This is a genomic window from Shewanella sp. GD04112 (assembly GCF_029835735.1).
Classification (GTDB): Bacteria; Pseudomonadota; Gammaproteobacteria; order Enterobacterales; family Shewanellaceae; genus Shewanella.
In genome coordinates this window covers 4,477,639-4,494,006 of record NZ_JAOEAL010000001.1, presented here as the reverse complement: position 1 = coordinate 4,494,006, position 16,368 = coordinate 4,477,639, and the positions used below count along the sequence as shown (strand labels likewise).

Annotated in this window: 15 protein-coding genes; 3 read left to right on the top strand and 12 right to left on the bottom strand. The window is 45.4% G+C overall.

All coding sequences use genetic code 11. From position 1 onward, the window contains the following. Positions 1-12: 12 nt before the first annotated feature. Positions 13-840, bottom strand: coding sequence for a hypothetical protein (locus tag N7386_RS19715; RefSeq protein WP_279770534.1), 828 nt, complete (start codon positions 838-840; stop codon positions 13-15). A 189-nt stretch (positions 841-1,029) separates the two neighbouring features. Between N7386_RS19715 and N7386_RS19710 the strand changes: the two genes are divergently transcribed. Together N7386_RS19710 and N7386_RS19705 are read left to right on the top strand one after the other, a co-directional pair. After that, complete coding sequence (locus tag N7386_RS19710) at positions 1,030-2,343, top strand: helix-turn-helix domain-containing protein (protein ID WP_279770532.1); 1,314 nt, start codon at positions 1,030-1,032, stop codon at positions 2,341-2,343. Positions 2,344-2,652: 309 nt separating this feature from the next. After that, the gene (locus N7386_RS19705; protein WP_037430226.1) at positions 2,653-3,321 is read left to right on the top strand and encodes an inovirus Gp2 family protein; all 669 of its coding nucleotides are present in this window, start codon (positions 2,653-2,655) and stop codon (positions 3,319-3,321) included. 185 nt (positions 3,322-3,506) lie between these two features. Here N7386_RS19705 and N7386_RS19700 read toward each other — a convergent pair whose 3' ends face one another. The 7 genes from N7386_RS19700 to radC all read right to left on the bottom strand — a co-directional run bounded on the left by N7386_RS19700 (position 3,507) and on the right by radC (position 7,238). Beyond that, complete coding sequence (locus tag N7386_RS19700) at positions 3,507-3,800, bottom strand: type II toxin-antitoxin system RelE/ParE family toxin (RefSeq protein ID WP_011071641.1); 294 nt, start codon at positions 3,798-3,800, stop codon at positions 3,507-3,509. Next, positions 3,788-4,072, bottom strand: a complete 285-nt coding sequence (locus tag N7386_RS19695; RefSeq protein ID WP_279770528.1) for a CopG family ribbon-helix-helix protein — start codon at positions 4,070-4,072, stop codon at positions 3,788-3,790. The genes N7386_RS19700 and N7386_RS19695 overlap by 13 nt, the downstream gene beginning before the upstream one ends. 287 nt (positions 4,073-4,359) lie before the next feature. Then, positions 4,360-5,082 carry a lecithin retinol acyltransferase family protein gene (locus N7386_RS19690; protein ID WP_279770501.1) on the bottom strand — a complete coding sequence of 241 codons (723 nt, stop codon included), beginning with the start codon at positions 5,080-5,082 and terminating at the stop codon, positions 4,360-4,362. An 88-nt stretch (positions 5,083-5,170) separates the two neighbouring features. After that, positions 5,171-5,737: a site-specific integrase gene (locus N7386_RS19685; RefSeq protein WP_069454522.1), complete on the bottom strand. Its 567-nt coding sequence runs from the start codon at positions 5,735-5,737 to the stop codon at positions 5,171-5,173. 108 nt (positions 5,738-5,845) lie between these two features. Then, the gene (locus N7386_RS19680) at positions 5,846-6,253 is read right to left on the bottom strand and encodes a DUF2787 domain-containing protein (RefSeq protein ID WP_080612347.1); all 408 of its coding nucleotides are present in this window, start codon (positions 6,251-6,253) and stop codon (positions 5,846-5,848) included. Positions 6,254-6,329: 76 nt separating this feature from the next. Continuing rightward, positions 6,330-6,692, bottom strand: coding sequence for a hypothetical protein (locus N7386_RS19675; RefSeq protein ID WP_279770499.1), 363 nt, complete (start codon positions 6,690-6,692; stop codon positions 6,330-6,332). Between the two features lie 66 nt (positions 6,693-6,758). Further along, on the bottom strand, positions 6,759-7,238 hold the full coding sequence (gene radC / locus N7386_RS19670; RefSeq protein WP_249554932.1) for a DNA repair protein RadC: 480 nt from the start codon (positions 7,236-7,238) through the stop codon (positions 6,759-6,761). Between the two features lie 131 nt (positions 7,239-7,369). Between radC and N7386_RS19665 the strand changes: the two genes are divergently transcribed. Beyond that, positions 7,370-7,567 carry an AlpA family transcriptional regulator gene (locus N7386_RS19665; RefSeq protein ID WP_037430910.1) on the top strand — a complete coding sequence of 66 codons (198 nt, stop codon included), beginning with the start codon at positions 7,370-7,372 and terminating at the stop codon, positions 7,565-7,567. A 463-nt stretch (positions 7,568-8,030) separates the two neighbouring features. Here the strand turns inward: N7386_RS19665 and N7386_RS19660 are convergent, their stop codons facing one another. From N7386_RS19660 to zorA, 4 genes are read right to left on the bottom strand one after another with little or no spacing between them, the layout of a single operon-like run. Then, positions 8,031-11,078, bottom strand: a complete 3,048-nt coding sequence (locus N7386_RS19660) for a DEAD/DEAH box helicase (RefSeq protein ID WP_279770495.1) — start codon at positions 11,076-11,078, stop codon at positions 8,031-8,033. After that, positions 11,079-13,520: an EH signature domain-containing protein gene (locus N7386_RS19655; protein WP_279770493.1), complete on the bottom strand. Its 2,442-nt coding sequence runs from the start codon at positions 13,518-13,520 to the stop codon at positions 11,079-11,081. Next, complete coding sequence (locus N7386_RS19650) at positions 13,517-14,284, bottom strand: OmpA family protein (RefSeq protein WP_279770491.1); 768 nt, start codon at positions 14,282-14,284, stop codon at positions 13,517-13,519. The genes N7386_RS19655 and N7386_RS19650 overlap by 4 nt, the downstream gene beginning before the upstream one ends. Then, the gene (zorA, locus tag N7386_RS19645) at positions 14,284-16,344 is read right to left on the bottom strand and encodes an anti-phage ZorAB system protein ZorA (RefSeq protein ID WP_279770489.1); all 2,061 of its coding nucleotides are present in this window, start codon (positions 16,342-16,344) and stop codon (positions 14,284-14,286) included. Before zorA ends, N7386_RS19650 begins: the two co-directional genes overlap by 1 nt. Positions 16,345-16,368 lie beyond the last annotated feature (24 nt).

Here is a 16,368-nt window from a genome sequence, read left to right as displayed (position 1 = left end):
TTCTTTGTTTTACTATTTGCTAGCCGTTTTAGCCGTTTTAGCCGTTTTAGCCGGTCTTGCTCGTTTTCTTTGGCGGGGACCTGAAGTCTGGTTTTGCTCTGTGCTTTCTTCCGATTCTGTTGCCTGCATGGACTCATCTAAGGGAAGTTGCACAATGTCGATTAAAGTATGGGCTCTAGTTGCTTGCATCAGATGGTCAGCAGTGAGCTTTGAGCGGTTTTTTACTGCTTTTTCAATGATAGCAAATAGAATTGATGAATTGTCTTTTACGGCTTGAAGTTCACTCTTTAGCGCAGTCACCTGTTTTTTTAAACGGTTATTATAGTTTTTCTGTAGATGAAGTTCACCGCTAAGCTTCTTATCTGTAAACGACTGATTGTACTTTATTTCAGCTTTTTTCGTCCTTTCCGCATTTTTAGCTATGAGTTCTTGCTCCTTTAAACGTAAAAAATTCTTGTAGTTATCATCTATAAGCGACTCAAGCATTTGAATATTATTGCATTTATTCTTTAGTGCCATATCTTCAAACTTAGACTTGTGCTCTTTCGAAATGCTGACGTTAAGCATAGTTTTATCACTAGCATGTCTTTTCACATCTGCCTTCCAAGCTTTCTCCATGTTAGAGGCCATTCTCTCGAATGTTTGCTTATCGAGTTTCCTGTGAATACAGCTATCAATAAAAATTTTTTTTAAGTCCTTCATCGTCGTCTGTTGAATGATGTAAGGATTTTTTTTCTTCAGGTACTTATAAGCCCAATCCAATTGAGCCCTATTATTTTCAAGGAGAAAAGTTAACTGCCTCGTACCATATGAGTTACTTATATATTTTTCATTATCCATAATTATTTTTACGGTTCATTTGCAGGTTTTTCATTAAATTTTCTAATCCTTTTTTTAGCATTTTTAAATAAAAATTTCAATTTTTTAAAAATTACTAGTAAATTACTAGTGTTACCGGTACTGTTTTACCAGTAGGTATTTAGAGGATATAAATGATTTTATTTAGTAGGTATTTTAATGATACGGATAATGCAAGCACTGAAAGGAAGTAAGGCAAATGTAGTCTTTTTTATTTTGCTCTGGAATCGGCATTTTGGTTACTCTAACCCCATTTCACGAACTGTTGCAGAGATTGCAAAACAATTTAGTGTTTCTAAAACGGTTGTATCAGAGGCTTTAACTTACCTTGTTGAGCATGGTTTTTTCGAAAAGGAGCGGTCAAGTACGCTGCCCAAAAGAGGTCGGCCAACATATCAATACATTGTTTCTCGGCAACTACAGGACTTATTAAGGTTGATGGGTACATCGAGCCAGCATCAACCGTTAGTCAATGAGCTATTAACGCTTGACCAAAAATACGTCTCACATACGAATTTGAAGTTAAATAATCGATTGTTGCTTTGTGTGTTGTTATTGCATGCGGACCCAACAGGAGTTGTGCGTAATTTGGATGTCAAAACGATTACCAATCTTGCAGGGATTAGCCGAGATCAATTTCGAAACCAACTTCAGAAACTGAAGAGCTTAGGTTACATACAAGCAATCATTCCAGGAACATCATCGAGGTACTTGTTCACTCACGCCAATAGTGTGTATTTTTTAGACTTTTCACTATTTTCTGCAAAACACACAATTTTAGAAGAGCTAGCACAAGGCTATCAATTACGTTTTGTACAAGAGATTAATGCGGTCTCATTGCAAAATATTGCTAATCTGTGTCAAGAATGGTTGTTGAAGCACCTTACGGATCAACAACTCCTAAAAGATCTCAAAGATGGCAACATTCCTGAAGAAAAAGTACCTAATGAGTTTTATAAGTTTGCTGGTTTTGTGGGTCATCGACCCGCTTATCAAGGCTGTGTGTATTTTCAAAATGAGGACATGTCAAGGCTATCCGTTTTGAATGTAATGCAAGGACGGCTGAATTATTACGCATCTTTTTTATTGTCTAATCACTGGTGTGACTTGCAGTCAGAACATGTATGTCCCTATTCTTTAGAGCTAAAAAACATGATTGTTGAGGATTTTGATGCGGTGGTAGATGCTTCCGATAAGGAGAAATTGAAACTTAAAAAATTCATTTCTAATGATGGTTTTATGGCATTAATTCCATATCAGTGCAAGGAGGTATTTTATGAAATTATGTATCATTTTAGCATTGAACTAGCGAAGTATTGTATCAGAGAATTGTCTAAACATGAGGAGTTGAATGATTATCTTGGTTCGCTACATTTTTCGATTTTCCCCTTCAAATTTGTAGGTTTGGGGGCCCGGACATCAGACAAAAAAGTAAAAATATATCGCCAGAAACGTGGTAGAGCTGGTGTAAATGTAGATAGTTAAATGGTTTAACTATCTAGTGACATGAGATCCCATCGCCCTTGTTCGCCCGATCCGCTGCTCAATGATCGACGGGGATTTCAGTTATTGCGATTGTCTGTTTGTTAATACTATTAGTCTGTAGTTATACCTATCACTCAGTAGTATTCCTTTATTAGTATCTCTAACACTATCTACCCATGAACATACAGAGTTAGCTGCCATCATAGGCGAGCTAACTTTTGCTATTTATATCAAGCACTTTTTGGCTTTTGAGTTATAAATTACACAGACCATATACGTTATGTAACTTAACCAATATGGGAACTCAACATGTCAAAACGTCATACCTCTAACACTAACCTTACCGTCATCAGCAATGGCCAATACCAAGGACTCAATGTTTATCCTAGGCTACTAAGCGCTGAATACTTAGATGCAATTTTACAGACCTTACAAGCAGCTATGAATGAGCACCCTCGTACCTTAATGGTGCGGTTTGATTTGCATCTACCACAGCTTAACTTTCTCGACTCACCTGTAGTTTATGATTCAACGGTAATCAGCAAGTTCTTTAAATCTCTGGATGCAAAAATCCAGCATAATAGGTTAATCAAGGGCCGTGAGGGTAAGCGGGTGCATCCTTGTACTCTGCGTTATATTTGGGCAAGGGAGCGAGCATGTGCCGATACAGACCATTACCATATCGCAATCTTCCTCAATAACGATGCTTATAACCATCTCGGTAATTACAATCGAAGTGGTCAAAACTTGAGTACTAAGATTGTTGAAGCCTGGGCCAGTGCCTTGGGATTAGATGATTACAGTACTCGGCATTTAGTCCATTTCCCTGAGGATACGCCAGTTTACTATCTTAATCGTAATGCACCGAATTATCCTCAAACCTTTGCGAGTGCTTTCTTTCGCTTGAGCTATCTGGCCAAGTTAGAGACTAAGCATTATGGCGATAGAACACGTTCATTCGGTTGTAGCCGTATTTAGGTGACAGAGTGATTAGCTTACTTAGCGCTAAGTGCGGTTGCTAGTGGGGTGAGTTAAAATAATGGAGTAAAGGGCAAGGGATTAAGGTCCCTTGCTTTTGTGCTCATAGTAGAGCAGTAGCGATATTCACAATGCAGACTTGATGACATAGTCCATTGGGGTAATCCGTAACTGATTCAGCCGTTTCAGTAACCGGCTTCTTTTTGGTGACGGATACACAATACGGTCAATCGTTCACCGCCATCATACTGGTACATTGCCAGATAACCCGTATCACCAAAGTCGATGAGCAGTTCCCTAAAGCTAAAGTCATTGTCATCGATAGGCCGACCAATGTCTGGATAGCTTTCCAGTTTTCTAATGGTATTGATTATGGCGCTGGCAGCCCGTTGTGCGGCAGGGGGATTTTTACTGCGAAGAAACTCACGTAAGCGTTCTAAATCACGTAATGCAGTGGCAGTGAAGACTATTTGTGGCATGTAGGGGCTGCCTTTTCATTTTCACTTCCCCAGGACTCCAGCCAATTCACCACTTCGTCACCGGTGACATGCAATCCAGATGTCTGGTGTTCTTCCCATGCGCGTAATGCCTCTTGCTGCAAAGCTTCGCGTTTCTCTTCTCTCTCAACGTACTCACGGATCGCTTCACGCATCATCCAGTGTGATGAACGTTTACGCGTTTCGGCTAAATGCTCGACTCTGGCTTTCATCTCAGCATCTAATTTAACCGACACGGGTTTGATTGTGCTCATCTGTGACTCCAAAAGTAATGCTTAGTACTACTAGGTAATACCTTAGCATAACGTGGTACAAAAAAATAATGATTACACGGTTTACTTTTCTGCTCGAGCAACGCCATCAGCTCAAAGATGATAGAAGATAGTTTGTATCGCTTAACTGGGCACTAATGTTACGCCGTCATCACGCTAATCTTCAACGTAATCGCAATAAGGATAAAAACGATAGCGGCGGCATGCCGCTTCGTTTATAGGGTTTGGCTAATGGGTGACTGAGTACTCTCAATATTGCAGGTGAAACATCATGACCTTAACCAATGCCATGCATCGGCTATCAGCTCAGCGCCAGCTTTTACGCCATTGATCCCAACTTCTGCTGTCGTCAACACGGTGTTTAAGCCAGTTTCTACACTGCCGGTGACGAGTTTGATCCCAGCATCAGTTATTTCACCTTGGCGTAAGCAAGCATAACTTTCACCCAGAGTTTCGCTAGTGCCTTTTAGTAGGCATTCGGCAGGTTTAGCCACAAGATCTCCAGGCGTCCCTAGCAGCGTGTTGACGTTATCGGGTAGCCCTAGGTATTCACCGGTCATCTTAGCGGCGGTAGAGGCTAATACGACGTTTGCGACAGTTCCCGTGGCAAGCTTTGAAGCAGCGCTCCCTAGTAAACCTGCTCTGGCGGAGCCTTGCAGCGCAATGTGGGTGAGATTACTCACTTGGTTAGAGGTACTGCTCCCCGCTAAGCATTCATTGACGAAGTGCTCACAATTATTTGTAGCTACGCCGTATGGACTGTGACCCAGCTGACTGCGTGCAAACTCAATGGCCTGATGGGGAAACAGCGTGGACTTCTTTACTCTAACGCTCTGGCCACCAGCAAATTGCTGCAGATCGATTTCTTCAATGATGCCCTGTTTAGATAAGTGGATCACATGGCCATGACCCACATACAGGCCATGGTGTTCGGTTAAGCCAAGCGGATCGATATTGGTGACCAGATGATCTCCGGGTTGAAATGTATACATGGTATGGACTCCAAGTAAAATAACGCAGATAACCTTAGGACGCATCTGCTAATGGGTTGCATCGGGTGAAATGGACGTGCTGATTGACTCAGATTTCCAGCTCGACAAAGTCCTTATCGATTTGCTGCTGAGTAATGCCGATATAACGCAGGGTGACCGCTTCCGATTGATGCCGCAGCATGCGCATCACCCGACCAATGTCTTTGCAGGCTTGATACAGGTGATAGCCGCGGGTTTTACGCATCGAGTGGGTGCCCAGGGCTAACTTGATATCGTCACCGACAAAGGCAAACGCTTTGGCGACTGCACGCCGTGTCAGTGGTTTCGCGGGGGCCTGCCGGTCTTTGGCTTGGCTCGAGCGGTGGGATTGGAATAGGTAGATATGCTCAGGGTGACGTTGGTGGATCGCCTCAATCAACGCTAGCGTCTTCGGGTTGAGCTTGATGCTGGCGCGTTTACCGGTCTTCTGCTCAATGATAGTTAAGCGGTCGCCGTCGATATCGCTGAACTTGATGGCCAGTAAGTCCGAGATCCTAAGGGCCAGATTAAGACCGATATTCCAGACATCGGCCATCTGCTGACCAAAGTGACGTTCGAGCAGGTAACTGATAAGCTTGATGGTGTCGCGGTTCTTGACCGCTTCGACTTCGTTCATGCTGGGTTCCCTCAATTAGCTATGTCATAAATGTGGGCACCAGCACATCGCAAACCCGCATCGGGCCTGCGTTGCTTGGTTCCCAAAATACCTTTGTGGGCACCAAGTTCAGTCGGCGCTAACCTGAACCTGGTACACCTCCATTTCCACGTAGTTGCAGAAGTTTTCCAGCAGCACCCGTACCAAGCTGTCGGCATGCTCGAGGTAGCAACGGCCAAAGAAGCTGTTGTAGACCTGCTTCTCCTGAAACAGCACTTCCATTTCTTTCTCAAGCTCCGGGAAGGGGCCGCCACAGTAAGCAAAGTCAGTGAAGTAATTGAGATACCAGCAATCATCTTGTCGGTAGAGATTGATCTCCACTGGGTGATAACCGCCGCTCTCATAGCTGTAGTCGGGATCGCGGTAGTTAAAAGTGACGCTGTTGAGACTCGGGTTATTGAGTGCTGCCAGTTGCTGCTCCAACAATTCATAAAAGTGCTCTGGCAGTGGCAGGATGGTTTCGCGATGTATTTTCATGGTGGACTCCAAAACAAAAAGCCCGCGAACGATAGGCGTTGCGGGCAGGGTAGGTTGTTAACGACAGGGGAAATCGTTAGGTGTGACTGCTCCACTGTGGATGGGCATTATCACCGTGGTTGTAGTAGCAGCCGTTGATGAGCTTACGCCATTCGCCATAGGGCGCGCCGTATTCATCGCAATCTTGGACCAGATGACAAAAGCCAATCTCTTTGGGCTGGTTATTCACCATGTCGCGTTGACTGACAAACAGTTGCGTTTTACGTAATCGGTCGTGCGGAATGATTTGTGCTGGTCCACAGATATCGCCATCTTCATTCCTTGGGCGGACAAATATCGGTATGGTTAATTCCAAGCAGATACGCTCAAGCAAGGCAGGGCTGGCTGAGCAGGCTTCCGCAACCGCCGCCTGAGAAAAACTATCGGTAAATTCAATCATGATGAACTCCCACGCATAAAGGGCTCCCCGAGTGGGAGCCCTTTATGCTGCTATTAATAAGAGCCGTTAATTAGAAAGCCAGCCGCGCTCGGCGAAGGACACACAGGTATCGGCGACAACGATGTGATCCAAGACCGGTACATCGATGGTGGCCAGCGCCGCAATAAGGCGCTCGGTGATCCGTCTATCTGCGCTTGAAGGTTCGGCGCATCCGGAAGGATGGTTGTGGGCGAAGATCACCGCTGCTGCATTACATAGCAAAACGGCTTTAACCACTTCTCGCGGATAAACACTTGCACTGTCAATTGTGCCGAAGAACATCTCGTTAAATTCAATCAGTCGGTGCTGACTGTCGAGCATCATCACCGCAAACACTTCACGTTGATGCTGGTGGAGCTTAAAACGCAGAAAATCCATAGTTGCTTGCGGGTTGCAAAAGGCATCACCGCGGACAAAGCGCTCGGCGACGATACCTGCTGCGGTTTCTAAGATTTGCGATGAGGTTTGTGACCAGCTGTTGCTGGGTAGGGTGATCACTTTGTGCATAGCGCCTCCAAAGGTTGCTAAATCGGTATATGCACAGAGGTGATATATATCTGAAAAGATTTGGAAATAAGGGAAAAGTTAAAAATTACTGGAAGGACATATGTAATGAGACAATAACCGAGAAACTCATCATGAAACTAATTCGCCTTACCAAAGTTATGGATTACACTGGTCTAGCACGTTCTACTATCTACAAGTACATCGCAGAAGGAACATTCCCCAGACCTGTGTCACTCGGTAGCCGAGCTGCCGCTTGGGTTGAGAGTGAGGTTCAAGACTGGATTTTAGAAAGGATAGAGGAGCGTGATATTCAACGTACCGCCGTTTAATACAAATCAGCACTTGTTTTACTGCGCATTCATTAAGTTCAGGCTATCCCTTACAACTTCCTGCCTTCAAAGGCTAAGAATGTCCCCCATTGCTAGATTGAAATGCTTTTTCTTGGCTGCCCCCTCTATAAGTAAGCCTATAAGCAATAACTAAAAATAACCTAACTAAACCAAGGGAACGACCGAAAAAAGCTAGGGTTGGACAACAGTCAAAACTTCCGTATTAAGTACTTGAATGGCAAAGACTATTCAAGCAGGGCAATAACTTGACATATAGGCAAGCGCATCGCCTTTACTGGGATGCGCTTGTCTTGTCGCCCTGATGATCAATTCAATGGATATCGCCAGACAGCTTATATACAGCAATTTTGTCACTTAATGCCGTATTACGTTGTAGTTGAACTGCAGCATGGTGATACATTTAAACGCTCAGAGGGATTGTAAATCAGCCAAAAAGGCTCCTTTATAGCCCCATCGCTTGTGCCATCTCGCGCTCGCTCACCACTTCGGGGGTAACTACGGCATCTTTTAACATCAACTTGCCTCGAAGTAGTCTATCTAAATGCACATCGAAGGCATCATATTGTGGGTGGGTAAGTGTAGGTAAATGTATAAACACTGGTTTCTGCTGTCCGATGCGGTAGACTCGGTCTGAAGCTTGGGCTTCCTTTGCCGGGTTCCAGTGACGTTCAAGATGGATTACATGATTGGCTCCTACCACGGTCAGACCCACCCCAGCAGCCACTGGGGACATAATCAGTATATTGAACCCGGGTTTCTCCTCAAATTGGCTGATTAGCTTCTTGCGAGTAAGATCTTCTGGCTTGCTGGCAACAGCTTTTGTGTCTCCGTTGATAACCGCAATGTCCATGCTGTATATCTGATCAAGCCATAACTTAAGTACCCGTTGCAGTCGCTTGGTCATCATAAAGAGAATGACCTTCTCGTTTTTACTGCAGATTTGCTCCAACAGTTGTAGGACTATTGCAAGCTTGCCAGATTCCATCATCAACATGCGAGCTTGTTTGGCATTCTGGCTGTAGAGTGAAGTTTCTTCATCTAATCTGGGATGTAAGGAGATGCTTCTTAGTTGGGAGAGTGCTGCCAAGGCTGCCCCCTGCATGTTGTCAGCACTAGCTTTGCGAACACGATAATCATCAAGAACAGCATCATAAGCTCGTAACTGTGTGCCGTTCATGACGCGGCCTAATTCTGGGTGATATTGCTGCTGTAGATTATCTGTTTGTGGTACACCTCCGCAGATGGTCTTGCTAGGTAGCCCTTTTAACTGATCTTCTTTGACCCGGCGCAACATAAAGTGACCTACTGTGTGGCGTAGCTTCTCGCCTACTTGGGCCCGTATATGGTCGCGTTCAGACTCATCAGCATTCAGGATCGGTTTAATCCAGCTATCACGATAGTGTTGCCAACTGCCTAATAGCCCCGGCTGGGCCGTGTCTAGCAAACACCAGAAATCACCAAGGCTGTTTTCCACTGGAGTTCCGGTTGCCAGCAGCTTGAAGTCTGCTTTAAGGCCTTTTGCCGCACGGGTCTGCAGGGTATTAGGGTTTTTGATATTCTGAGCCTCATCGAAGATGACCATACCCCAGTCGATGCGACATAGTGAAAGCTGGTAGTCACGTAAAGTTTGATAGGTTGTCAGTACCAAGCGCTTATCCATATCGAGCCGTTTGACCCCAGCCTCCGGGCCTATTGCTAAGGCATAGCGGATGCTTTGTTCATCCAGCATGCCGCTCTCATCTGTTAGCGATGCCAATTGAGCAGATTCGCGTTCTGCCCCTTGAACCCGAAAGCGGGCAAGATCCCGTCCAGTTTGCAATACCACTATGTCTCGGAAAGGATCGCTGTTAAAGGTTTTAGTCACCTCGTCTTCCCAGTTTTCAAGCAGACTCAAGGGAGCCACCACTAAAATAGGTTTTTCAGCTTTGCCCTTTCGTCGCTGATGGTGTAGGTATTCACCAACCGCAACCAAGGTCATATAGGTTTTCCCCAACCCCATGTCATCGGCTAGCAGCGCACCTTGGAGACGGTAAAGTTCCTCCGGATCTTCGCTCAAAGCCACATTCAACAACTTCAACATCCACTCGATGCCTTCTTGCTGGTGAGGGAAAGGGGAGCGTGCGTACTGAGACCAATCAGGAGCGGTATGCAAGATCGCCTGACTGGCCTTGTCTTGTAAGGTGGCGTGAATAGCATCCGCTTCCTTGAGGATGACTGCAACCCGCTCCTTAGTATCCTCATTGATTATCTCTGTTTCTTCAAACTCGGTTACCAATTCAACGTCTGAAATAGCTCCAAATCTCTGTTTGATTGCCTCAACTTGTTCATCTACGGCTTTAGTATTTGTGATATCGATGGTTTCTTCGCCAACAGTCATTGTAGTAGCACCTTGAGCTCTAGCTGACTGTAACTGCTCCTCAAAGCGTTGTAATTCTTCAGGGGACTGGAGGAGTTTTGTAAGCACATGAGGAGGAGAGGGGCGAGCATCTAAGGCAAACCAGTCATTCTGTTTAGTGTCTAGGCCGCCAAAATCCATGTGCTGTAGCCGACCCACACCCGCGACTCGTATAGAAAAACCGACCTCTAGATTGACTAGAGCAGCATCCAAAAAGGCTGTAGGGGTGGAGACAAACTCGGCGACTTTGTCAGCTGGAATGCGAGTATTGGCCAATATATTACTAATCGCTGCTAACCTAGTTTCGTCCAGCAGAACCACGCGATTATCGATTCGTAAAACACCACCATTTGCGCTCTTATCGATTTGTGCCCAACGCTTCTGCAATTGATCCGGAGTGGAGCCATCTCCCAAGCTTGGGCAAAGCTGAAGGCTACCATCTGGCATACGGGTAGCAATGACACCTATATTGTTAGGTATTATCACCTCTAGCCGTTCAAAATGGCTGAGGTCAATTGACATCCCGCTTCGCGCAGCAGTCTGTAGCTCGGCCATCAGCCGTAAGTTTGCTCCTTCACCTCGATGATCTGGTGCCAGAGTTTCATGCTGTTCCCAGGCCATCAGCCCCATTAATTCGGCAGGTGTCAGCCAATATTTTTCCTGACTGCCCAAAAAAAGAAATGGACCTTTACGCGTAAAGGGGGCTTCGCCATCATGCATTTTGGCCGTTATCGTTACCCGAAATCCGCTGTTACCGGTTCGACCTTGGATAGATGTTAAAAATTGTCCAGAGAAACGGGAAGGAAGTTGCAAAATCTCGGCCTGTTCGGCGTCCATTCCTGCAACATCTTCTGCCTCGATATGAAAGCCATTTGCGGTAGTTTCAGCTGCACCTTGCTCTGCAAGCATGTTTAAGGTGATAAGTTGAACCTTACGACGGGTGTTCCCCTTACCTGCTTTAAGTAACTTAAACTCCTCTGCTGGCAAGTAGAAATTAAGCCCGTTGGAATCAGCTTGGCAATGGAATCCAGGCAGGGCATCGATTTTATTATCCTCTTCACCGATAAAGGAACGTAAAAATTCACCTAATCGCATTTAGAGGCCTCGTTGGTGTTCTTTATAATTTGCCAATTCTTCAGAAGCAGAAGATTTAAGGTACCATCCGTATTCTGAATTTTGCCCACAGAGTTTTGCGAGTGGACCATAGAGTAGTTGGTTAACTTCTTTTACTGACATCCCTAGAACATTCGCGGCATGCCGAGCTTTATCACCAGAATTAGCAGCAAAGTATTCAAGTAACTTAAGCTCTCTTGGTTTAAGTCGGCCAACCAAAGGGTATTGGTTGGGTATCGTCATTGGCTTTGGATTACGGTAATCAATCTTAGCACCAGTATCTGAATCTACTTTGCTAGAAGTCTTTTCTACAGTGACGTCCTCTCTGTCCACCACGCTATCTGTATCGGCACTACCGTGAGAGGTTGAAAGTTTGGTATCGAAAGCTTTAGTGTCATTAGCTTTCTGCTCTTCAAGTGCAGCCATTGCTTTTATTGCTGCCGATGTAAGATGCCAGCCGTTATGAGTATCTTGCCAACAAAGATCCGCAAGAGTCCCCGCCAGGAGCTTTTTTATATCAACAATTTCCAAAGCCAAGGCTAATGCCGCTTTGTGCATAGCTTTGTCGCCCGGATTTTCAGCAAAGTATTTTAGTACTCTTAACTCCATTGTATTGAGTGTTTCCAACGTGGAACGCTTCACTGGATCAGTCATATTGTCACTGGACTTAAGGCTTTTCTTTAACGATGAAAGCATTTTTTCAGACAGCTTCTTAACTTCTTCAGTCTTGTGAGGGGAATACTGAGAACTACCAGCATTAGCTATTGGAGTTCCAATAGTTGTTTCTTTACTATCGTTCGGGCTTAACGCGGTTAACTGGTCTGCCTGCAATGAGCGATTAATGGTCTTTTTTGACGGATTGAATTCAACACCTTGGGCTGAGTTGACGTTAGGAGCTTGTGGTATTGGCACCACGGTCCTATTGGCACTAACAACCGGGATCCCAAATCGCCGCAACTGGTTTTGATAGTCTTGGTTGCTTAGCAGTTGCTCGATATCTAGGCCAATTCCATTTTTAGCCAGGAAGGTAAACACCTTGTGTTGCCAAATATGAGGAGTATGTACGAAGCTCTCGAGAGGTAAGTTCCCGTATTGCTTTCTGTAATGAGCAGGAATCGCAGACGTCAGGGTCGAATGACTGAATGCAGGCTTTTCATAACTGGTCAATAAGTCACTTGGCGGGGCTAAATAGACCCATATTTTAAAGCTGTGTGAACCTTCTACCAAGCAAAAATCACCACAGTCCAAATAGATGACAGCTTTATCATTCATAGGGCCATCCATGGTGGCGAAGCTGGTCTTTACCTCTTGTCCAAGAATAGACTTAACGATTTGTTGCGCTTTATTGCCTAGTAGCAAACGGGTATTGCGAATAAGCTTGAGTTTGAACAACCCCTCAAGAAACAGCTTTCTTGCAGGGAACATCCGCTGTAACTCAGTGTTTCTACTCTCAAGCCCATATTGTTCCACTGCCTGCAGAAAAAGCCGCAGATCCTCTTTGGATAGCCAGCCTCTAACTTTCTGAATACGGACTTCGCCAAGGGGTTGCCACCATTGCCGATAATTATAAGCTGAACTGGCGATCCTAGGGTCACCAGCCAGGTCTAGAATAAATGACTGCCAAGGTTCACTCGCCTCTTGACCTGAACGGTCAATCAGGATCTCCAGCGCGGCATGGCCTATACATCGGCCAGCCTCAAACGGCGCCTTACTGACTGATGGCTTTAGCAGCTCATCCATCACCGATGACCAGTTATCCAAAGGTAAATGGCGTAACGTTTCCAAGTAGAAATGAGCCCTGCAAACATCGCCATAACGACCATCATCCAGACCTTGTAAGCCAAGGTCATTGAATGTTGCACCGAGCTCTCGCCCTGCCTTCAGTGTTTCCTCTGCTAGCTGACGAGGCCCATCTAAAGTAAGTAACCGTTTTCCCTCCTGTTTAAGTATGACAAGAGGATTGGGTCGCAAAGATGCAATACGGGATTCAGGCAGTTTTGCCAACTGTGATAGTAATGCTTGCTCCAGCACTTCACGAAACCCATCATGTTGGTCCAGCAAATCAAAACGGCGAAAATAGAGTTGCATCAATTGTTGCAGCGTAATGCGAGTCAGTCTCGGCTGCTGAGCATTGAGCAGTGTTGAGAGCAGTTGCCGGCTAAGAAGTCGTTCAGCAAATCGGTCATCGGTTAACCAAAACCAACTGAGAGCTCTTGCTGTTAGCCTGCGTTTTAAAAGCGCCGGTAATTCTTCAAATCGGCCAGACATCGCCATATTACGAAGCTTGGCTAACATCTCTGCAAATGCGCTGTTTTGACCTGCTGCCGCCTCCATCCTAGAAGTTTTTGTAAGCAATGCATCCCACGCGTTTGCAGAGGGAAAAGACCACAAGGTCAATGCTGACTTGGTCTCTGGCAACTTCATTGCTGCAGCTCCTCGTTAAGCCGCTCCTTAACTTGCTCATACTGAGCACTGTCTGGCCTACGTATGGTAAAACGGATGTCTATACGGCGATTTCGCCTAAAATCTTCTTCGGTTAATTGATTAAATACTACAGGCCGGGTTTCTCCATAACCACTGACAGAAAAAAGTGGACGTTCATCTCGATTTTTCAGGCGGGACAATCGCTCATTGCCTGATAATGAAGCTTCCCAAAACTGCCAAAGTGAAATTGCTCGGAACGTAGACAGGCCCCAGTTACCTTTACCCATAAAACCTTGCATCGTTCTGTTGTCTGTATGTCCTTCAATAAAGATGGTATCAAGGTACTCTACTCGGTTATCTCGAGAGATAACCATATTAAGTACCTCACCGATTTCTTTGGCCTGAGCTTGATACATTGGGCTTATCTCAAAAGCGCCTGTGTCAAAACCAAGCAGTTCATTCGGTATACTCAGTACGGTGTTATTCTGACTTACTTCGACCTGAATGCCCCTGCTACGCAAGGTCTCCACAGCCTCATCCAGAATGGTTCGACGTATTTGTTCTGCTTGTTTCAGAGCGACAATTTCTTCTTCAAACATTATTTGCTTCTGCTCAAGCTCTTTTTGGATCTCCATCAACCTCAGTATCAAAATCACCGAAGCCAAAATAAAGATAACGAGCAGTGCAGACATGATGTCAGAAAAGGACATCCAATACGGATTTTCTTCATCTACATTGGCGTTATAAGTTTTACGAAATTGCATCAGCGTTGCTCCAATTCATCTAGAACACTGCTCATCGCCTCTGCGGTGTGGTACATCTTGGTGGCGTACTCGAGAGAAACCTTGTTCCATTGATCCATACGCTCATGTACCTGTGAGCTCACTTCACTCGAGTACTTTTGCAGCCACTGCTCAGCTTGCTTTTCTATGGCTTCAACCTGAGAACGCAATGTCTCCCCTAACGAAGTAAATTCGTCTTTCACGCCGGCCAAAAATTGCTGCTGAGTCTGCTTCATATCGCCAAAGCCATTACGCGCCTCGCTGGCTGCCTGCTCGAAACGCTCAGCACTCAAAATCAAAGTTCCCTGCAATTTTTCCAGCATTGAGGCTTGTTGAGTCAACTGTTTAGTCAGCGCGGCGTTTTGGCTTCCAGCTTGTTCAATACTCGCTGTTACTTGCGCAAGTCGTTGCCCCAGTATCTCAGCGGCAGAACGCACATTGGTTGACAGTAAACCCAACTGATTAGCACTGCTATCCATATGCTTGCAGCTCTGTGTCGTAGCTTCTGCTACTTGTTGCAAACGAGTCAGTAATTGCTGGTGCTGCTCTGCCATGATCTGACTTTGTTGTTGGCTGGCTTGAACTGTATTCGCCAACGAAGTCAGTAAATCCTGTTGCTGCTGAGTTACAGCTTCAAGTTGATGCTGGAACTTCTCTTGCCGCGCCTGTTCTCTTACCTCCGCTGCGGCGCCCTGCTCGCTAAAGCTACTAAGTATTTGACCAACTTTATCTTGAAGGGAACTTTGCTGCTGTTTCACGGCCGACGTCATTGCATCTATTTGCTGTTGGCTGGCGGCTTCCAAGCCGCCCAGCATTTTCTGCTTGTGCTCTAGGAGTGCAGATTGCTGCTGCTCGTGCTGCGAAGATAAGTCCGCCATCATCTTGCCAAAACGCTTCTCTAGTAAACTTTGCTTCTCATCAGCTGAATTGGTCAGTTGTTGCAACATCCCTTGGAAGCGCAATGCTTGCTCATCTTGGGCTGTCAGGCTGGTGACTTGCTGAGTGCTCAATTTGTTGAAGAGTTCCTCAAGGCGTTCGCTCATATTGCTGACGGCACTATTTACATCAGCAGCTACCTTCTCCAGTTGTTCACCCTGTACCTTGCCCGCTGAGCTCATACCCTCCATAAAACTACCAACCAGATTCTCCATCACTTGGCTTGATTGCTGACTGGTAGAATTAACCAAAGTATGGATTGCCGGTCCCATAATGTTATTTAGGGTATCCGTAAGCGCATTTTGCATGGCTTCGCTCATGCCAGTGATACTTTCTTGCAGTCGGTCGCCTATCCTTTCGTGCAGTTCTTGAAGGGCTTCTTTGCTTTCTTTACCGTATTCGGCGATATGCACCAGTGACTGCTCGGCGGGGAGCCTTGGATAAAGAAAGTCAATCGTGTTTTGTAACTCCTGTATTTGCTTTAAGGCATTTCGCTCAAACAGCTTTTCAATAAAATTAAGCAGGAGGCTGAAAAACACCCCCCAGACAGAAGTCATAAAAGCAACAGATGCGCCAGAAATAAGTTTGTCGATCCCACTCTTCAAGGTCTCAATTTCTCCGGTGCTACCCTCTAGACCACCCAATCCAATGGTAAGTCCTACAAAGGTGCCAAGCACGCCTATAGCCACTAGAAAGCTGGGGGTTGCTGCAAGTAAACGACTGGAAGTCAGTCCCGTCGCCAAGGTGCGGGCATTAAAAAAATGTTCGGCATCCAAGGTATTAAAAAGATGCTTCTTGTCTGGTGATATGACAAGGCTTTCATCAAACTCTTGCCACAACATACCGACCTTGTCAGCATCCAGTTGTTTCGCTTTTTGTAATGTCTCACGACGATCCGTTGCGAGCGTTTCTCGAGTTTGGTTATTAAGCAAAGAGATCAAAGCTCGACGACGCTTCTTAAAGTGCCAGTAATGCTTCACCAGAAGCATAAACGAAGACAAAAAAATCAATGCTGTCAGTAACCAAAACCATACACTGATACTGGCAGGACTGCCGATAAGCAGTTGGGAAAAATCAGGCAACAGATGTGTAATCAAATCCAACATTTTTTATCCTATCTCATTATTACG

What these genes read in the sequence shown, in the direction of transcription:
- N7386_RS19675 (WP_279770499.1), bottom strand. Translation starts at nt 6,692, where the DNA reads ATGATTGAATTTACCGATAGTTTTTCTCAGGCGGCGGTTGCGGAAGCC.
- N7386_RS19700 (WP_011071641.1), bottom strand. Translation starts at nt 3,800, where the DNA reads ATGCCACAAATAGTCTTCACTGCCACTGCATTACGTGATTTAGAACGC.
- N7386_RS19685 (WP_069454522.1), bottom strand. Translation starts at nt 5,737, where the DNA reads ATGAACGAAGTCGAAGCGGTCAAGAACCGCGACACCATCAAGCTTATC.
- N7386_RS19650 (WP_279770491.1), bottom strand. Translation starts at nt 14,284, where the DNA reads ATGCAATTTCGTAAAACTTATAACGCCAATGTAGATGAAGAAAATCCG.
- N7386_RS19690 (WP_279770501.1), bottom strand. Translation starts at nt 5,082, where the DNA reads ATGTATACATTTCAACCCGGAGATCATCTGGTCACCAATATCGATCCG.
- N7386_RS19695 (WP_279770528.1), bottom strand. Translation starts at nt 4,072, where the DNA reads ATGAGCACAATCAAACCCGTGTCGGTTAAATTAGATGCTGAGATGAAA.
- radC (WP_249554932.1), bottom strand. Translation starts at nt 7,238, where the DNA reads ATGCACAAAGTGATCACCCTACCCAGCAACAGCTGGTCACAAACCTCA.
- N7386_RS19715 (WP_279770534.1), bottom strand. Translation starts at nt 840, where the DNA reads ATGGATAATGAAAAATATATAAGTAACTCATATGGTACGAGGCAGTTA.
- N7386_RS19705 (WP_037430226.1), top strand. Translation starts at nt 2,653, where the DNA reads ATGTCAAAACGTCATACCTCTAACACTAACCTTACCGTCATCAGCAAT.
- N7386_RS19655 (WP_279770493.1), bottom strand. Translation starts at nt 13,520, where the DNA reads ATGAAGTTGCCAGAGACCAAGTCAGCATTGACCTTGTGGTCTTTTCCC.
- N7386_RS19710 (WP_279770532.1), top strand. Translation starts at nt 1,030, where the DNA reads ATGCAAGCACTGAAAGGAAGTAAGGCAAATGTAGTCTTTTTTATTTTG.
- N7386_RS19665 (WP_037430910.1), top strand. Translation starts at nt 7,370, where the DNA reads ATGAAACTAATTCGCCTTACCAAAGTTATGGATTACACTGGTCTAGCA.
- N7386_RS19660 (WP_279770495.1), bottom strand. Translation starts at nt 11,078, where the DNA reads ATGCGATTAGGTGAATTTTTACGTTCCTTTATCGGTGAAGAGGATAAT.
- N7386_RS19680 (WP_080612347.1), bottom strand. Translation starts at nt 6,253, where the DNA reads ATGAAAATACATCGCGAAACCATCCTGCCACTGCCAGAGCACTTTTAT.
- zorA (WP_279770489.1), bottom strand. Translation starts at nt 16,344, where the DNA reads ATGTTGGATTTGATTACACATCTGTTGCCTGATTTTTCCCAACTGCTT.